The sequence below is a fragment of the Bradyrhizobium liaoningense genome (assembly GCF_018130825.1).
Classification (GTDB): domain Bacteria; phylum Pseudomonadota; class Alphaproteobacteria; order Rhizobiales; family Xanthobacteraceae; genus Bradyrhizobium; species Bradyrhizobium liaoningense_B.
On the sequence record NZ_JAFCJS010000003.1, the window covers coordinates 31,149 to 47,619 of the forward strand.

The 16,471-nt window shown below is 65.7% G+C and carries 12 protein-coding genes and 1 tRNA gene; 10 read left to right on the forward strand and 3 right to left on the reverse strand.

The genetic code is table 11. The features are described from left to right. Window positions 1-141 precede the first annotated feature (141 nt). The gene (locus JQ603_RS13715; protein WP_212340068.1) at window positions 142-1,473 is read left to right on the forward strand and encodes an FAD-binding oxidoreductase; all 1,332 of its coding nucleotides are present in this window, start codon (window positions 142-144) and stop codon (window positions 1,471-1,473) included. 3 nt (window positions 1,474-1,476) lie between these two features. Then, a complete protein-coding gene (locus JQ603_RS13720; RefSeq protein WP_212340069.1) occupies window positions 1,477-2,217 on the forward strand; it encodes an SDR family oxidoreductase in 741 nt (246 codons plus the stop codon). Between the two features lie 67 nt (window positions 2,218-2,284). Here the strand turns inward: JQ603_RS13720 and JQ603_RS13725 are convergent, their stop codons facing one another. Beyond that, window positions 2,285-3,250 carry a complex I NDUFA9 subunit family protein gene (locus tag JQ603_RS13725; RefSeq protein WP_212340070.1) on the reverse strand — a complete coding sequence of 322 codons (966 nt, stop codon included), beginning with the start codon at window positions 3,248-3,250 and terminating at the stop codon, window positions 2,285-2,287. Window positions 3,251-3,400: 150 nt separating this feature from the next. Here JQ603_RS13725 and JQ603_RS13730 point away from each other — a divergent pair. Then, a tRNA-Leu gene (locus JQ603_RS13730) sits at window positions 3,401-3,487 on the forward strand. Window positions 3,488-3,592: 105 nt separating this feature from the next. Here the strand turns inward: JQ603_RS13730 and JQ603_RS13735 are convergent. Next, entirely contained in the window at window positions 3,593-4,864 is a 1,272-nt protein-coding gene (locus tag JQ603_RS13735) for an MFS transporter (protein ID WP_212340071.1), read from the reverse strand. A 102-nt stretch (window positions 4,865-4,966) separates the two neighbouring features. Beyond that, a complete protein-coding gene (locus JQ603_RS13740) occupies window positions 4,967-8,968 on the reverse strand; it encodes a BTAD domain-containing putative transcriptional regulator (RefSeq protein ID WP_349630738.1) in 4,002 nt (1,333 codons plus the stop codon). Between the two features lie 462 nt (window positions 8,969-9,430). Here JQ603_RS13740 and JQ603_RS13745 point away from each other — a divergent pair, with 462 nt between their 5' ends. The 7 genes from JQ603_RS13745 (at window position 9,431) to lptB (ending at window position 16,465) form a co-directional block, all read left to right on the forward strand. Continuing rightward, entirely contained in the window at window positions 9,431-10,720 is a 1,290-nt protein-coding gene (locus tag JQ603_RS13745) for a hypothetical protein (protein WP_212340074.1), read from the forward strand. Further along, on the forward strand, window positions 10,717-11,301 hold the full coding sequence (locus JQ603_RS13750) for a tail fiber domain-containing protein (RefSeq protein ID WP_212340078.1): 585 nt from the start codon (window positions 10,717-10,719) through the stop codon (window positions 11,299-11,301). Before JQ603_RS13745 ends, JQ603_RS13750 begins: the two co-directional genes overlap by 4 nt. Before the next feature lie 151 nt (window positions 11,302-11,452). Then, window positions 11,453-12,775, forward strand: a complete 1,323-nt coding sequence (locus JQ603_RS13755) for a UbiA family prenyltransferase (RefSeq protein WP_212340082.1) — start codon at window positions 11,453-11,455, stop codon at window positions 12,773-12,775. Window positions 12,776-12,880: 105 nt separating this feature from the next. Continuing rightward, window positions 12,881-13,495: a ribonuclease D gene (locus tag JQ603_RS13760; RefSeq protein WP_212340084.1), complete on the forward strand. Its 615-nt coding sequence runs from the start codon at window positions 12,881-12,883 to the stop codon at window positions 13,493-13,495. 258 nt (window positions 13,496-13,753) lie between these two features. Next, the gene (gene lptC / locus JQ603_RS13765; RefSeq protein WP_212340086.1) at window positions 13,754-14,485 is read left to right on the forward strand and encodes an LPS export ABC transporter periplasmic protein LptC; all 732 of its coding nucleotides are present in this window, start codon (window positions 13,754-13,756) and stop codon (window positions 14,483-14,485) included. A gap of 5 nt (window positions 14,486-14,490) precedes the next feature. Beyond that, window positions 14,491-15,231: an LptA/OstA family protein gene (locus JQ603_RS13770; RefSeq protein ID WP_212340088.1), complete on the forward strand. Its 741-nt coding sequence runs from the start codon at window positions 14,491-14,493 to the stop codon at window positions 15,229-15,231. A 211-nt stretch (window positions 15,232-15,442) separates the two neighbouring features. Beyond that, on the forward strand, window positions 15,443-16,465 hold the full coding sequence (lptB, locus tag JQ603_RS13775) for an LPS export ABC transporter ATP-binding protein (RefSeq protein ID WP_212340090.1): 1,023 nt from the start codon (window positions 15,443-15,445) through the stop codon (window positions 16,463-16,465). The last annotated feature ends 6 nt before the right edge of the window (window positions 16,466-16,471 follow it).

Consider the following 16,471-nt stretch of genomic DNA (forward strand, 5'->3'; position numbering starts at 1 on the left):
AAACTCGTTGCGGCCCGTAGCGGATGGAGCTTGCGCTCCATCCGGGCTACGCGTCCACCACGCCTTCAACGCAAAATAAGCTTTTGACCGGTAGGCAGTTTCCAAGGCAGGGCGGACGCCGCCCGGCACAGGAGCTGAACCATGACCCTCGTCTCCGGCTGGGGGCGCTTCCCGGTCGCCGATACCGATCTGCTGCGTCCGCGCTCGTTCGAGGCCGTAGGCGACGCCGTCGCTGATCTGGCCGGCTCGGTGGCGCGGGGCAACGGCCGCGCCTATGGCGATGCCGCAATCGGAACTGCCAGGACCGTCGCGATGACCGGCTTCGACCGGATCAGGTCGTTCGATCCGGCCACGGGCCGTATCCGCCTCGAGGCCGGCGTGCTGCTGGCGGACCTGATCGACACTTTCGGCCCGCGCGGCTTCCTGCCCTTCGTCGTGCCCGGCACGCGCTTCGTCTCGATCGGCGGCGCCATCGCGTCCGACGTGCACGGCAAGAATCATCATTGCGAGGGCGGCTTCGGCCGCTATGTCGAGAGCATCCTGCTGCGCACCGGCGAGGCCCAGACCATCGAGGTCTCGCGCGAACAGAACTCCGATGCCTTCTTCGCGACGATCGGCGGCATGGGCCTCACCGGCGTGGTCCTCGAAGCGACGATGCGACTGCGGCGGGTCGAAACGGGATGGATCCGCGAGCGGGTGATCTCCGCATCCGATCTCGACGCCGCGATGCGCGCGCTCGATGCCGGCGATGCCGCGACCTATTCGGTGGCGTGGATCGACTGCGCCGCGCGCGGGCGAAATCTCGGCCGCTCGCTGATCTATCTCGGCGAGCACGCCGGCAAGGATGAGCTTGCGGATGGTGCCGACGCATTTCCGGTCGGCAAGAATCCCGGCCTCAGCGTGCCGATCGACCTGCCGTCGATGACGTTGAACCGCTACAGCATCCGCGCCTTCAACGAGCTCTATTATCGCAAGGGCGCGCGGCGCGCGGGCGGCAGCCATGTGGTCTCGCTCTATCCCTATTTCTTCCCGCTCGACAGCATTGCCGACTGGAATCGCATCTATGGCAAGCGCGGTTTCCTGCAGCACCAATGCGTGATCCCGGAAGCCGGCGCGCGCGACGTGCTCGGCGACATCCTCGATCGCGTCGCGCGTCGCGGCGATGCCTCCTTCCTCGCGGTGCTGAAGAAGCTCGGCCAGGGCGACGGCCTCCTGTCGTTTCCGCTGCCCGGCTACACGCTGGCGCTGGATTTCCCTGTGAAGGGCGACATCCTGGACTTCCTCGACGAGATCGACCGTCTGGTCGTCGCGGCCGGCGGCCGGCTCTACCTCGCCAAGGATGCGCGCCAGTCGCGCGCGACGTTCGAGGCCGGCTATCCCGCTCTGTCGCGCTTCAAGGCGATCCGCAAATCGCTCGATCCCGAAGGCAACATCCGCTCGAAGCTTTCACAACGCCTGTTTGATGAGGTCTAGGCCGTGACGTCACGCAAGTCCGTTCTGGTGCTGGGTGGCTCCTCCGACATCGGCCGCGCCGCCGCGCGTGCTTTTGCCAAGGCGGGCTACGATGTCGGCCTCGCGGGCCGCGACGTCGCCGCGCTGGAGCCCGACGCCGCCGATCTGCGCGCGCGCTACAATGTCGAGGTCGGTGTCTACAGGTTCGACGTGCTCGACACCGCCGCGTTCGACGGCTTTGTCGGCAGTCTTCCGGCGCTACCCGATGTCGTCATCTCCATCGTCGGATTGCTCGGCACGCAGGACAGCGCGCAGAGCGATCTCGCCCACGCCACCACGATCATGCGCTCCAACTACGAGGGGCCGTCGCTGATCCTCGGCCTGTTCGCGGAAGAGTTTTTAGGCCGCGGCAGCGGCACGATCGTCGGTGTGTCCTCGGTCGCCGGCGACCGCGGCCGCGCCTCCAACTATGTCTATGGCTCGGCCAAGGCCGGCTTCTCCGCCTTCCTCTCGGGCCTGCGCGCCCGCGCCAGCCGTGGCGGCGTCCACGTCGTCACGGTGAAACCCGGCTTCGTCCGCACCAAGATGACCGAGGGCATGAAGCTGATCGGCCCGCTCACCGTCGAGGCGCCCGTCGTGGGCGATGCGATCCTCGGCGCGGTCGAAAAGAAAACCGACGTCGTCTATGTCAGCGGCAAATGGCGCCTCGTGATGCTGATCATCAAGACGCTGCCGGAAGCGGTGTTCAAGAAACTGAAGTTTTGAGGTTTGTAGCCGCAGCGGCGGTCTGCTCCCTCTCCCCGCAAGCGGGGCGAGGTGAAGAAAGAAACCCTCACACGCTCATGCGCTGGAACTGACCGGCCGCGCGGAAGCGCCAGAGATATTGCGGGGCGATCGCCTCCAGCGAATCGGCGGCGATGCCGAGGCCTTCCAGCGTGAGCCCGGCCGCCTTCGCCGCATCGGACACGATATTGTCGCGCTCCAGCAGCGTGACCTGGTCCGGCGTCAGCTTGAATGCGCCCGGCGCAAACTGCAGGAAGTTGGCCTGGAAGCGGGCGGGGCCGAACGGCAGCGGTACCAGCATGCGCTTGCGGGCGGTGATGGCGAGGATCGCCTCGATGATCTCGCGCATGGTCAGCACTTCCGGCCCGCCGAGCTCGTAGGTCGCGCCCGCCTTGGCCTTGCCGTCGACGGCATCGGCGATCGCGGTGGCGACGTCGCCGACATAGACCGGCTGCATCCGGGTCGTCTCGCCGATCAGCGGCAGCACCGGCGACATCCGGGCCAGCGCGGCAAAGCGGTTGGTGAACTGGTCCTCGGGGCCGAACATCACGGAGGGACGGAAGATCGTGGCCGAGGGCACCGCGGCCAGCACCGCCGCCTCGCCGGCCGCCTTGGCCCTGGCATAATGCGAGGGCGATTCGGCGTCGGCGCCGATCGCGGAGACATGGATCAGGCGAGCGCCCGCGGCAGCCGCCGCCTTGGCGACGGTCTCGGCGCCCTTGGCCTGGACGGCGTCGAAGGTCTGCGCGCCGCCCTCGGCAAGGATGCCGACCAGATTGATCACGACATCCGAATCACGCAGCGCCGCCTCGACCGAGGCCGGATAGCGCAGGTTCGCCTGGACGACGTGGACCTGCCCCACCTTGCCGGACGGCTGGAGGTATCCGGCTAGTTCCGGCCGCCGCACCGCAACACGGACCCGGTAATCGCGCCGGCACAGCGCGCGGACGACATTCCGGCCCAAAAACCCCGATCCGCCGAAAACCGTGACGAGAGTTTCCAGATTCGATGCCATGGGAGCCAATCCTGCGGGAAAGAGTGCGTATTATCAGGCTTGTATCGGGCCGGTTTGCGATGCGCAATCCGCATCGCCAAAACCGGCCAAGCATGAATTGACAACGGCGTCACCGAACCGTAGTAACCGCCTCCGTGCCCCAAACGGCATGCCCAGGTGGTGGAATTGGTAGACGCGCTGGCTTCAGGTGCCAGTGGCTTAACGGCCGTGAAGGTTCGAGTCCTTTCCTGGGCACCATTTTGCGGGATTTGGTCCCAAAATAGACCTACCTTCGATCGGTAGAGATGGCAGGGCGGCGATCCCGGTATCGCCGCGCCCTCGGCCCCTCGATGGGCCCTCCCCTCACACCACCCTCTTCCCCGCCCGCTCCGCGACCGCCTTCTGCACGAAATACATCATCACCAGCGTGATGAGGGTCGTCATGACGACGACGTAGCCGATCCGGTCGAAATGGATCAGCGAGCCGTCGGGCGCCTGCGCGATGATGGCGCCGGCGAGCACCGAGCCGAGCCCGCCGGAGAGCTGCTGCAGCGAGGCGCTGACTGCGCTGAACGAGCCGCGCTGGCTGGGGTCGGGGATCGCCGACATCAGCGCCTGCGACGGAATCATGCGCGAGAAGATGCCGACGAACATCAGCACGTTCACGGTGATCGCGGTCGTGAGCGAGACCTGGCCGAGATGGGTGTAGATCAGCACCATGACGACGGTCATCGCGCAGCCGAACACGAAGGTCGGATATTTGCCGAAGGCGTCGCTGGCCCGGCCGACCAGCGGTCCGGTGACGATGCTGAACAGGCCGGAGACGAGATAGATCGTCGGCAGATGCAGCATGTCGATGCCGAGATTGTGCACGGTGTAGGCGCTGGAGAACGGCATCAGCATGTAGCCGCCGGTCGCAAGCAGCGTCGTGACGGCGAAGGCCAGCGTATAGCGCGGCTCTCCGACCGTCGCGATCAGGTGGTGGAACGGGTTCTTGTCCTGCTTGAGCTTCAGATGCGCGTTCACCGGCTCCATCACGAAGGCGATGATGGCGATCGTGACGATCGACAGGCCGACGATCGCGACGAAGCAGACCTGCCAGCTCCAGTGATTGGCGAGAAACAGCCCGGCGGGAATGCCGAGCACCTGGCTCGCGGCGAACGCGGTCTGCACGAAGCCCATGACGCGGCCGCGTAAGTGCAGCGCGAACAAATCGGTGATGATGGCGAGCACGACCGAGCCGATCACGCCGCCGAACAATCCGGTCACGATCCGGCCGACCAGCAGCACGTGGTAGTTCTGCGCCATGGCGCAGAGCAGGGTGCCCAGCGTGAAGCCGACATAGAAGAACAGCAGCAGGCGCTTGCGGTCGAAGCGGTCGGCAAAGCCGGCGGCGAGGATGCCCGATAGTCCCGCGCTGAATGCGTAGGCCGACACCGCGACGCCGAACTGGGCGGCCGTGATGTTGAGTGCCGGCATCAGGATGGCGCCGAGCGGCGACATGATGATGAAGTCGAGGATGATCGTGAACTGCGTGAACGCCAGAAGCGCGATCAGGAGCGCCTGGTAGCGCGAAAAGCCGCGCGGACGGTCCGATTGATCGTCGATAGGCGCGGCGAGCGTCTGGTCGGTCATGGGGCTCGATTCATGACGAGTGGAGGAAGAGACTGGCAGATAGGGTGAGCCGGGGCGAATTTCATCGGCCGCCGGCCGCTCGTTCCCTGGGGAACACGAAGCTCACACCGGGTTGTGGGATCCATGCAACAGGGAGTCCGGCAATCCGCTCAATTCCGCTTCGGCCTGCACCAGCCAGAACCGCATCTCCATCTCGCGGTACATCGTCGCCGCGGCAACAAGCTCGTCGCGAGCCTGGTCCGGGCGTCCCGCGTTCAAATACAATTTTCCGAGGCCGTGACGGCAGCGCGCAGCGAGCGGGCGGAGGTCGAGTTCATCGGCGAGCGCCAGCGCGGCTCTGTAGTGACCTTCGGCCTGGTCTGGGGAGCTGCCGCCGCTGGAAGCCTCGCCCAGAAGGCGCCGGGCGGCCGCCTCGCCGCTCCGCTGGCCATTTTCACGGGCCAGCGTCAGCGCCTGTCCGGCAGCCCTGAGAGCATCCGCCTGCCGGCCAGCCAACAGGTATGCTTCGCCCAAAGGCGACAGGAACAGCGCCTGGGCAAATCGATGCCCCATCTTCTCGAAGACCCTCAGCGCCTGCTCCATCAGCGGCAGGCCTTCGGCCGTTCGCCCCAGCAGGGCATAAGCGTGGCCAAGGCTGCCGGAATTGCCTGCGACGAGGAACGGCAGGTTCCACTCGCGCGCCACCGCCAATCCGCGCTCCAGCACCAGGACTGCGCGGTTCAGCTCTCCCCGGGACGCCAGCAGATCGGCAAAACACCAGCTGACGATGCCGAGGCTATAGGGGTGATCGACCGCCTCGGCGAGGCGTATGCCTTCCTCGCCGTGAGCGATCCCGCGCGCGAACTTGCCCTGGTCGGCATAGATGCGAGCGAGAAAACCGTGGGCGGTCACGGCCGGAAATCCGGCGAGGGAAAATTGCTGGAAGCATGCGTCGCGGTCGAGCAGTTCCAGCACGTTGAGATAATGAGATTCCGACTCGCCGTAGTGCAGCGTCGAGAAGCAGGCGAGCCCGAGAAACAGCGATGCCGAGATGCGGAGCGAAAGCTCGCCGAGCTGCTCTGCGAGACGATGGGCGTCCCGCCCGAACTTGACGGCGTCCTGTGGATGGCCGCTCAGGCTGAGGGTCTGGCACATGTGAACGGACGCGAGGCAAAGCCGTCCGGGATCGTCGAGATCTCTGGCCAGCGCTTCGGCCTCGCGAAGATAGCCGACGATGCGCGCGAACTGGCCGAGTGGAAACAGCGAGGTCTTCAGGTCGAACCTGAGATCGATCGCCTGCTCCATTGTGTCCCGGGTCTGCGGCAGCGTCGCGAGACAGCGCAGCCCCCGTTCGAAGAAATTGGCTGCTTCGCGGTTGGCCCATCGCGCATGTGCGAGTCGCCCCGCCTTGATCCAGTGGTCGGTCGCCTCGCGGACACGCCCGGCCTCGGCGAAATGAAGGGCAACGATCTCGGGTTGGGTTTCGGCCAGTGCCGGGAAGCTTTCGATGAGCGCGTTCGCGATATCCGCATGCAATTGCTGCCTGCGGCTCCTCAGCATTGCGACATAGGCGGCATCCTGGACCAGCGCGTGCTTGAACGTGTAGCTCGCCTGCGGCGGCGAGCCGCGACGGCTGACGAGGCCGGAGGCCGTCAGCCGTTCAAGCGCGGCGTCCAGATCGACAGGGGGCAGCGCGGATATTGCAGCGATCAGCTCGTAGGAGAACTCCCGCCCGATCGAAGCGCCGATCGAAGCCACGTCCTTCACCGCGCCGAGCAGATCGAGGCGAGCGGCCAGCGAGGCCTGCAACGTCGCCGGAATGGCGAGCGACCGCCGCGACCCCTCCGGCCCTTCGCTGTCGGATGCCTCGCGCAACAGTTCCTGCTCGATCAGCGTGCGGGTCAACTCCTCGACGAACAGCGGGATGCCGTCGGCGCGCGACAGTATCTGCTCGACGACGGGCTCGGGGAGAGGCTTGCCTCCCGCGACGTCATCAATGATGCCGGCGCTGTCGCTGCGGCCAAGGCGGCCGAGGGGCAACAGCGTCACATGTGGCTGGCCGATCCAGGAAGGCTGGAATTCCGGCCTGATGGTGACAAGCAACAGCAGCGGCAGATTTGCGGCGCGAGCCGCGATCGCGTCGAGCAGGTCGAGCGATGTCGGGTCGATCCAGTGCGCGTCCTCGACCACGATCAGCCCCGGTGTCTGCACCGTTCCGGCTGAAAGCTGGTTGAGCAGCGCATTGAGGGTCATCTCCCGCTTCTCCTGCGGGGAGATCGCGAGGGCCGGATAGCGTCCGTCAGAGGGCACGCCGAGAAGTTCGGCGATCAGCGCGACATCGCGGGTCAGATTTTTCGTTGCGGGCGCGAGCAGGGCTTCCAGCCTGTCTATCCGTACGCCGGCGCTGCTGCCGGGTTCGAAATCGGCAGCCCGTTCAAGCTGAACGATGAGCGGGTAGAGCGCGCTGTGCGCATGATGCGGAGAGCAATAATAGCGCAAGCGGCTGTGTTGCTCGTCCTCGAGCCTCGTCAACACGCTCTCGACGATGCGCGACTTGCCGATGCCGGGCTCGCCCGAGATCAGCACCACGCGGCCCGCACCGGACTTCGCCTGATTCCAGCGGCGCAGCAGCAGCTCGATCTCTTCCTGGCGACCGACGAGCGCGGACAGTGAATCGGCGCGCCGCGCATCGAAACGGCTGACGCCAACAGCCTCGCCGAGCACCTGCCACGCGGGCACCGGCTCTCGCAGTCCCTTGACCTCGATATCCGGAAGCGCGCGCGTGTCGAACAATTGCCCAAGCAGCCGCCGCGTGCCGGCCGCGATCGCGACCTCGCCCGGTCCGGCAACGCCCTGCAACCGCGTTGCCAGGTTCGGCGTCTCGCCGATCGCAACGTGCTGCCTGAGATCGCCGGGCCCGGGCTTCTCGCCGATCACGACGAGGCCGGTTGCGATCCCGACGCTCGCCCGCGGTGCCGCGCCGGCCGGTGCGTCCAGGATGCGAACCGCGTCGACGATCGCGAGGCCGGCGCGTACGGCATGTTCGGCATCGTGCTCGCGCGCCATGGGATAACCGAAATAGATCAGGACACCGTTGCCCTGGTGCTGGGCGACGAAGCCATGGAATTGCGCTGCGATCCGAGCCGCGACCCGATGAAAGGCGACGATCTGGTCGTGGATATCCTCTGGGTCGCGCTCCGCGGACAGAGGCATCGCGCCGATCAGTTGGCAGGCCATGATCGTCAACTGGCGCTGCTGGCGGCCGCCCGGGCGAAGCGATTCCGAGGGCGGAGCATCGTCGTCGCGTTCCGCGACGGCTGCGGCTTCGGTCTCCCGCACCCGAACGCCATCCAGGGGCTCGTTCGTCCGCGCCGCACCGGACGGTCTGGCGTTGCGGAGGTCCGCGACGAGCGACTGGGTGACCGCATCGGGCTCCGTGTTCAGCTCGCGCTTGAGCAGCGCGACGAGATCCTGATAGCGCTTGAGCGCCTCGGCCTTGCGTCCATTGGCGGTGAGCGCCTGGATGACCAGCCGATGCGCATCCTCGCGCAAGGCATTCACGGCAATGGCCCGGTTGGCCGTCTTGAGCGCGGATTCCGCATGTCCGGACTGCAGCGCGTGCCGGCCGTGCCGGACCATGGAATCGACGGCCAGGCCGTCCAGCCGCTCCCGTTCCTGGTCGCGCCATTCCGACCATGCGTCTTCTTCTATATTCAGATCCGTCAGCAGCGGATTGCGGTAGAGATCGGCGGCCGCGGCCAGCGACGCACGGCTGCCCTCGACGATCAGGGTCTCGAAGCGGACCGCATCGCAATCGATCACGCCGGGCGCGAGCCAGACGTCATTGTCGTCGCTGCAAATGGAGTCCTGCCCGAGAATCCGCCGTAAGCGTACCAGGCTCTGGCGCAGATTCTGCCGCGCCTGGGTCTCGAAATGCGAGCCCCACAGCAGGTTCGCGAGCTTTTCGCGCGGTTGGCGGCGCGGCGCAGTGCAAGCCAGATAGGCGAGCAATCCCGCAAGTTTCCGGCCCGGCAACGAAACCACGCCGTCATTTGTCGTCAGTTCAAAACGTCCGAACAGCGAAAGACCAAATCTCGGAAGCGGCACGCAGTCTCTCATTCCCATGGCAAACCGGGCCGGCGATCGTGGCCTCGGAAACACACCTAACACGCTTTGACGCACTTTGAAGGCCGCGCAAAGCAGGAGTCACGCTGCTGTCACGCCGGACTGACGCCGGCATTGACGGCGGTCGGCCTACAAATCCCCCGGGCGCTCCCCGATGTCTGCCAACAAATTCTCAGCCGCGACCGTCATCGGCTGGAATTTTTCACTGCTCCCGGACGGACTATGAAGAGGAACAAGTTCATGATGTATCGAATGATGATCGCCGCGGCGTTGTTCGCAGCGGTCAGTGCCGCCCCGGTCATGGCTTACACGAGATCTCCGTCGATGGCCGACGCGGCCGTACGGAAGAATATCCCGCCGCCGCCGAAGCCCACTCCGGCTCCCCCCAAGCCGCCAGCCCCCACGTCCGGGAAGAAGCAGCCGTAGCCGCGGCTTGATCGCGGGTCCGAGCGCGAGGTCGCCGTGCATCCGGCGATCTCGTTGCCGTCAGGCTTCTCCAACTGCATGTCCTCTCAGCCCATCATGCGCGCGCGCCTCTACGATTCGGTTCGAGACGGATGGAAGCGCGCGCGTGTGGTCATGGCCTGCTGTACGGTCTCCTCGCTCGCGAATGCCGCCGAGCCGAACTGGTCGCTGAGCGCCGATCAGGAATTGCGATATGCCACCTGGAGCGGCACGCGGGGTTTCCCTGCCAGCGGCTCGGCGGCGGCCGGCGCCGGGACGCAGGTCTATGCACCCCTGACGATCCAGGCGAGCGGGCAGCCGCTCGAAAACGTCAAAGTCGATCTGCTCGGCAGGGGCGGCTATGTCTGGTCACGGCAATCCACGCCCGGGTTGACCGGCAGCGTCACGACCACGACCGATACGGTCGTCTCGGGGACAGCAACCTATCTCGGCATTCCCGGAATTCAGCCGTTCGTCTCCATGAACGTCAATCTTCCAACGGGGACGACGGCTCTCTATGGCAGCGCGGCGAATGCGCGGATGGATCAGGACATCGTCGACCTCGCAACATTCGGGGAAGGGCTGAACATAGGGCCGACGGTCGGCGTCAACCTGCCCATCGGCGAACAGCTCATCCTGACGCTCAGTTCCGGCTATACCTGGCGCGGCGCATATCGCATGGAAGCGCTGCTCGATCCCGCAAGCACGGAGCCGCAGGCAACTACATTGGTGGGGCCGGGACGGGTCGCGACGCAGACGGCGTCGCTCGGCTACCAGCTGGCAAGCCTGACGCTGCTGGCTTCAGCGTCCTACGCCCACGAAACTGCAACCCATCTGGATCATATCTCATCCTATGCGCTTGGCGACCGCTACACGCTGTCAGGTACGGTCGGATACGCATGGACGACATCATCGAGCACGACATTCACGGCGTCGTGGACCAACGCCGAGAAGAACAGGGTTTTGGATCCGGAGTTGTTGAAGATCATTCCCGAGTCGTTTCGGTCCAACAGCGCCGTGTATCGGTATCGCCTCGAGCAACCCGTCGTGAGCGGCAACTGGACCGTCGCGCCGATGCTGAACTACATGCGGCGCGATCAAAACTCCTACAATCCGGTCACGCAGCAATTCATTCCGGCAAAGACCCGCATCGGAGCGGGAGGTTCTGCGCAGTATTCGCCACGCGAAGGCTTGTCCTTGAAAACGAGTGTCGAGCACTTCTGGATCAATGAAAACCTGACCGAACTGACGCCGAACCTTCGCGTTCGCGGCTGGATCGCGATGCTTGGCGGGAGCATGAAATTTTGACGCGCATCATCACTGGTTTGGGCGGCTTTGCTCTGGTCACGGCATTCGTCGCCGGCTTGTCGATTTTCGATCAGGCGCAGGCGCAAGCAAGATGCCCGGAGGGCAGGACTTCAGGCGGTGGATGCGTCAACGGCGGCCTCGCCAGGTCGATGCGCCAGCGAGCCATCATCTTCTCGCAGCCCAAACTGTCCTATACCGGCGCGCCGGTCTCGCAGAGCCGCGGCGACAGCCAGGACACGAACACCCCCAGGTCGATCGAGCGGTCCTACGACAAATACGGACCGCCTCCGCCGCAGCCCGTGCCGGCGGTGGTTCCGACCCTGCCGCCAACGCCTCCACCGCCTCCACCGCCTGTCACGTCCGACAGGCGGCTCAAGCGCGATATCTCGCGGCTCGGATGCCTCGACAGCGGCATCTGCCTCTACCGGTTTCGCTATCTCTGGGGCGACACGTTTTATATCGGTGTGATGGCCCAGGAGGTCGAGCGGATCGTGCCCAATGCCGTGGTGCACGGTCCCGACGGCTATCTTCGGGTCCGTTACGACCTGCTCGGACTGCAGTTCCGCAGCTGGAGCGATTGAGAGACCACCAGGCCTCGCCGGATTGCCGCCAATCTCGGGTTAAGCCAGCCTTAGCGAATGCCTCCTAGGCTCGCTGCCGTCCATTTCCCTGCTCCCTGGCCATCCGCTTTCCTGGAGCCGGTCATTTTGCGGCAAACAAGAGCGTTTTCGAATGGAGCAGCCTGCCTGGCAGTACGTTTCCAGCGCGCCGCAGCCGTCGGCAGTGCCGGCGGCGGCGCGGACGCTCGTGATCGATCTCGAAGGCGCCCTGCTGCGTTCCGAGCTCTTGATGGAAGCGCTGTTCTCCAGCCCCGCTCGCCTGCTGGCCCGCTTCGGCGCGGGCGGACGGCCCGGCATGGCGGCGCTGACGGATGTCCTGGCGCAGGCCGAGATCGACTACGCCCATCTGCCCTATGATCCCGATGTGCTGAACCAAGCGCTGGCGGCGCGGGCGCGCGGTGCGAAGGTCTACCTGGTCGCCGGCCGGCTTCCCGGTCATGCGGCCGGCATCGCCGCGCATCTCGGTTTCGATGGCGTCGTGACGCCGGCCGATCTCGCTGCGGGCGAGCTTCCCTTCGATCGCGGCACGATCGATCGCATCGAGAACCGCGGCGGTCGCAATCCCGGGCTGAAGGTCTGGGTCAAGGCGCTACGCGTCTATCAATATGGCAAGAACACGCTGGTGTTCGTGCCGGCGCTGACCGCGCACCAGATGAATTTCGCGACGCTCGGCTACGCGCTGCTGGCGTTCCTGGCGTTCTCGGCCTGCGCCTCCGGCGCCTATCTGATGAACGATTTGCTCGATCTCGCCGCCGACAGGCAGCATCCGACCAAGCGCCACCGCGCGCTCGCGGCCGGCGATTTGCCGATCTCGTCGGCGCTATCAGCGATCCCCGCGCTGTGGCTGTTCGCGGTCGCAGCCTCGCTCTTCATCTCGCCGCTCTTCCTCGGCGTGCTCGGCGCCTATCTCGCCACCACCATCGCCTATTCGCTCGTGCTCAAGCGCAAGATGCTGGTCGACGTCGTCACGCTCGCCGGGCTCTACAGCCTGCGCATCGTCGCCGGCGCCGTCGGTGTCGGCGTGGTGCTGTCGGAATGGCTGTTGATCTTCTCGCTGTTCGTGTTCACCTCGCTGGCGCTGATCAAGCGCTTCAGCGAGCTCAGCATGCGCGAGGGCGCCCGTCTCGCCGATCCCTCCAACCGCGACTATAGGATCACCGATCTGCATGTCATCGCGGCAATGGCCGCGGCGAGCGCCATGAACGCGGTGACCGTGTTCTCGCTCTATGTGTCATCAACCGCGGTGACGCCGCTCTACAGCCGCCCCTGGATGCTGTGGCTCATGACCCCGCTGCTGCTGTACTGGTTCGGCCGGGCCCTGATGATGGCGCATCGCCGCGAGATGCCGGACGATCCGATTCTCTACGCCTTCCGCGACGGCCCCAGCCGCACCGCGGTCGCGGCGATGATCTGCATCATGCTGGCCGCGATCTGAGCCGGCGGACGCTTGCGCCGCCTGCCGCGAGTGGATACATCGCGGGCAATCCGAAATGAGCCTATTGTGCCAAAAGACCGATTCGACCCGAGGTTTTGAAACGCCATGACCGTACGCCTGCACCGCGGCGACCTGCCCGACCTGTCCCGCTACACCACAGCGGTCGCGATCGACACCGAGACCATGGGGCTCAACCCCCACCGTGACCGGCTCTGCGTGGTGCAGCTCTCGCCCGGCGACGGCAGCGCCGACGTGGTGCAGATCCCCAAGGGCCACACCGACGCGCCGAACCTGAAGGCGCTGCTGGCCAATCCGGCCATTACCAAGATCTTCCACTTCGCGCGGTTCGACGTCGCGGTGCTGTACGAGACCTTCGGCGTCATGACCGGGCCGATCTACTGCACCAAGATCGCCTCCCGCCTGACCCGCACCTATACCGACCGCCATGGCCTGAAGGACCTTGTGCGCGAGGTGCTCAATGTCGACCTCTCCAAGCAGCAGCAGTCCAGCGACTGGGGTTCCGACAGCCTGACCGAGCCGCAACTCGCCTATGCCGCCTCCGACGTGCTGCACCTGCATGCCCTGCGCGAGCGGCTCGACGCCATGCTGGTCCGGGAGGGCCGCACCCAGCTGGCCAAGGCCTGTTTCGACTTCCTGCCGACCCGCGCCCTGCTCGACCTCCAGGGCTGGGCGGAAGAGGACATCTTTGCGCATTCCTGAGGCCTGAGCGGGCCTCCAAAGCATGATCCGGACCCGAAGGGCCGCGCTAGCGCAAGGTGCGAAGCGGTTTTCCGAAAAGATCATGCGCAAACAACGACCTAAAGCGCGATGACGATTCATCCAAATCTCGCGCTTTAGGCCGGGCCGGCCCCGTTTCGGACACTTTCCTGCGGCCTCTCGCGGGCTGCACATTCGGTCGCCGCCGGGTACAATGGCGCGGCCTTCAACCGGACAAGGCGAGCGACCTCTGGAGCAGCGGTGAATTCGGCCCAGAATCCCACCTACGACGCCGCGCTTGCGGCGAGGTTTGCCAGAGCGGCGCGTCACAGCCGCCTGGTGCGGATTCTGCGCGTCGCGGTGCCGGCGGCGGTGGCCGCGTCCATCGCCGCGATCGTCGCCGTCTCGACCTTCCTCAATCCCTTCACGATCCCCATCAAGCTCGACTCCGGAAATCTCGTGGTGACAGGCACCAAGATCACGATGGAATCGCCGCATATGTCCGGATTCACGCCGGACCGGCGGCCGTACGAGCTCTGGGCCAAGACGGCAACGCAGGACATCACCGACCCCGATCATGTCGATCTCGCCGATCTGCGCGCGAAGGTGCTGATGGAGGATCAATCCACCCTGTTCCTCGATGCGCGCACCGGCCGCTTCGACAACAAGCAGCAGCAGCTCGACCTGCACAAGGACATCTTCCTGCGCACCTCGACCGGCTATGAGGCGCGGCTGAACTCGGCCTTCGTCGACATGGGCAAGGGCACGGTCTCGTCGGACGAGCGTGTCGACGTCAAGCTCACCAACGGCACGCTGACCGCGGATCGCCTGCGAATCACGGAGGGCGGCGACGTCATCCGCTTCGAAGGCAATGTGGTGATGCATCTGGACAAGCTCGACGACGGTGCCGCTGCGCAGCCTGCGCCGCCCGAGCCAGCGCCGCCGCCTGCGAAGACGCGTACGCCTCAGAACAAATCTGCCAACTCAAAGTGATTTTCATGATCGGTTTTTTTTCGCGCAACGAGGACCAGCGGTGCGCCATCATCGCTGCGGCCGCGCTGGCCTTCGGCGCCGCGCTGGTCGCTGGCGGCGCGGCGGTCGCGCAGAGCACGATGCAGGGCGTGCCGAACGCGATGCAGGGCTTCTCGCAGAACCGCGATCAGCCGATCCAGATCGAGGCCGCTTCGCTCGAGATGCGCGACAAGAAGAAGGAGGCGACCTTCGCCGGCAATGTGAAGGTCGTGCAGGGCGACACCACCATGACCTCGAAGACGCTGGTGGTGTTCTATGAGTCGAGCGGTGACAAGCCCGCGCCGACGCAGCCTGCGGCGAAGGGGGCCAAGAACAGCAGCACCGGAGCGCCGATGCAGTCGGCGACGCCGGGCCCCGGCGGTGCCTCGTCGATCAAGCGGCTGGAGGCGCGCGGCAATGTCGTGGTCACCCAGAAGGATCAGGTGGTGACCGGCGAGACCGCCGTGTTCGACACCAAGACCAATCTCATCACGATGCTCGGTGGCAGCGGCGGCCAGGTGGTCCTGACGCAGTGCAAGAACGTGCTGCGCGGCGACCGCCTGATGGTCGACATGACCACGGGCGTCTCGCGGGTGGAATCCGACAGCGGCAGGGTGCAGGCCCTGCTGCCGCAGGGCGGCAGCAATGATTGCGGCCCGGGGGGCCAAGGGGGCAAGCCCGCCCCGGGGTCGCCTCTGCAGCTGCCCGGCGCAACTAAACCAAAGTAAATTCAACGGCTTGGTTGGGATGCTCCCGATCCGAGGTTGAAGCTTGCCCGGCGAGACTGTATCTAGCGCGAAGGGCTTTCGAAGCGGGGTCCGCCGCTTACCGGGCGTGTTTCATTGGGCATGAGACATCCCTTCACTCATGCTGCGTCGGCGAATCGATAAAGCCGGGGCGGCAGATCGCGCGAATGCCGCGAAAAGCTAGAAGGCGGGGATGGTCGATCTCTTCAGCATGTTCCGTCGGCGCCCCGCCAAGCGCGGCCGGCCAGGATTTGCACGTCAGGACATCACCGCCCTCGGTGACAGCGTCGGCGGGCTGGTGGCGAGCCCCGTGCGGGATGCGCCGACGATCGCCCGTGACCAGCCGATGCGCGCGCCCGACCAGTTCCAAGGGGATTATCAGGGCGATTATCAAGTCGATTATCAGGCCGAGGCACCGCGTGCGCAGGCGGTCCACCCGGTCAGGGCGGCCGCCAGGCCGAACGGCGCCGGCGGGCCGCAGCTCCTGAAGCGGCCGGGCTACCTGGCTGTGCATAGCGTGGAAAAGAGCTTCGGCAGCCGGCAGGTGGTGCGCGGCGTCAGCATCTATGTGCGCCGCGGCGAGGCGGTGGGTCTGCTCGGCCCCAACGGCGCCGGCAAGACCACCGTGTTCTACATGATCACCGGCCTCATCAAGGCCGATCGCGGCGCGATCGAGCTCGACGGCCACGACGTCACGAAGCTGCCGATGTATCAGCGCGCGCGGCTCGGCATCGGCTATCTGCCGCAGGAAGCCTCGATCTTCCGCGGCCTCACCGTGGAGCAGAACATCCGCGCCGTGCTCGAAGTGGTGGAGCCCTCGCGCAAGAAGCGCGAGCAGCAGCTCGACTCGCTGCTCGACGAGTTCAACATCACGCGCCTCAGGAAATCACCGTCGATCGCGCTGTCAGGCGGGGAGCGTCGCCGCGTCGAGATCGCGCGCGCGCTGGCGACGCGCCCGAACTACATGCTGCTCGACGAGCCTTTCGCCGGCATCGATCCGATCGCGGTCGGCGACATTCAGGATCTCGTCCGGCATCTGACCAATCGCGGCATCGGCGTGCTCATCACCGACCACAATGTGCGCGAGACGCTCGGCCTCACCGATCGTGCCTATATCGTCTATGCCGGTGAAATCTTGACCGAGGGTAGCCCGGATGAGATCGTCGCCGATCCGGACGTTCGCCGCCTTTACCTTGGCGAGGAATTCCGCCTCTAGCCCTTT

What these genes read in the sequence shown, in the direction of transcription:
- JQ603_RS13715 (WP_212340068.1), top strand. Translation starts at nt 142, where the DNA reads ATGACCCTCGTCTCCGGCTGGGGGCGCTTCCCGGTCGCCGATACCGAT.
- JQ603_RS13725 (WP_212340070.1), bottom strand. Translation starts at nt 3,250, where the DNA reads ATGGCATCGAATCTGGAAACTCTCGTCACGGTTTTCGGCGGATCGGGG.
- JQ603_RS13735 (WP_212340071.1), bottom strand. Translation starts at nt 4,864, where the DNA reads ATGACCGACCAGACGCTCGCCGCGCCTATCGACGATCAATCGGACCGT.
- JQ603_RS13740 (WP_349630738.1), bottom strand. Translation starts at nt 8,968, where the DNA reads ATGGGAATGAGAGACTGCGTGCCGCTTCCGAGATTTGGTCTTTCGCTG.
- JQ603_RS13755 (WP_212340082.1), top strand. Translation starts at nt 11,453, where the DNA reads ATGGAGCAGCCTGCCTGGCAGTACGTTTCCAGCGCGCCGCAGCCGTCG.
- JQ603_RS13760 (WP_212340084.1), top strand. Translation starts at nt 12,881, where the DNA reads ATGACCGTACGCCTGCACCGCGGCGACCTGCCCGACCTGTCCCGCTAC.
- JQ603_RS13770 (WP_212340088.1), top strand. Translation starts at nt 14,491, where the DNA reads ATGATCGGTTTTTTTTCGCGCAACGAGGACCAGCGGTGCGCCATCATC.
- lptB (WP_212340090.1), top strand. Translation starts at nt 15,443, where the DNA reads ATGGTCGATCTCTTCAGCATGTTCCGTCGGCGCCCCGCCAAGCGCGGC.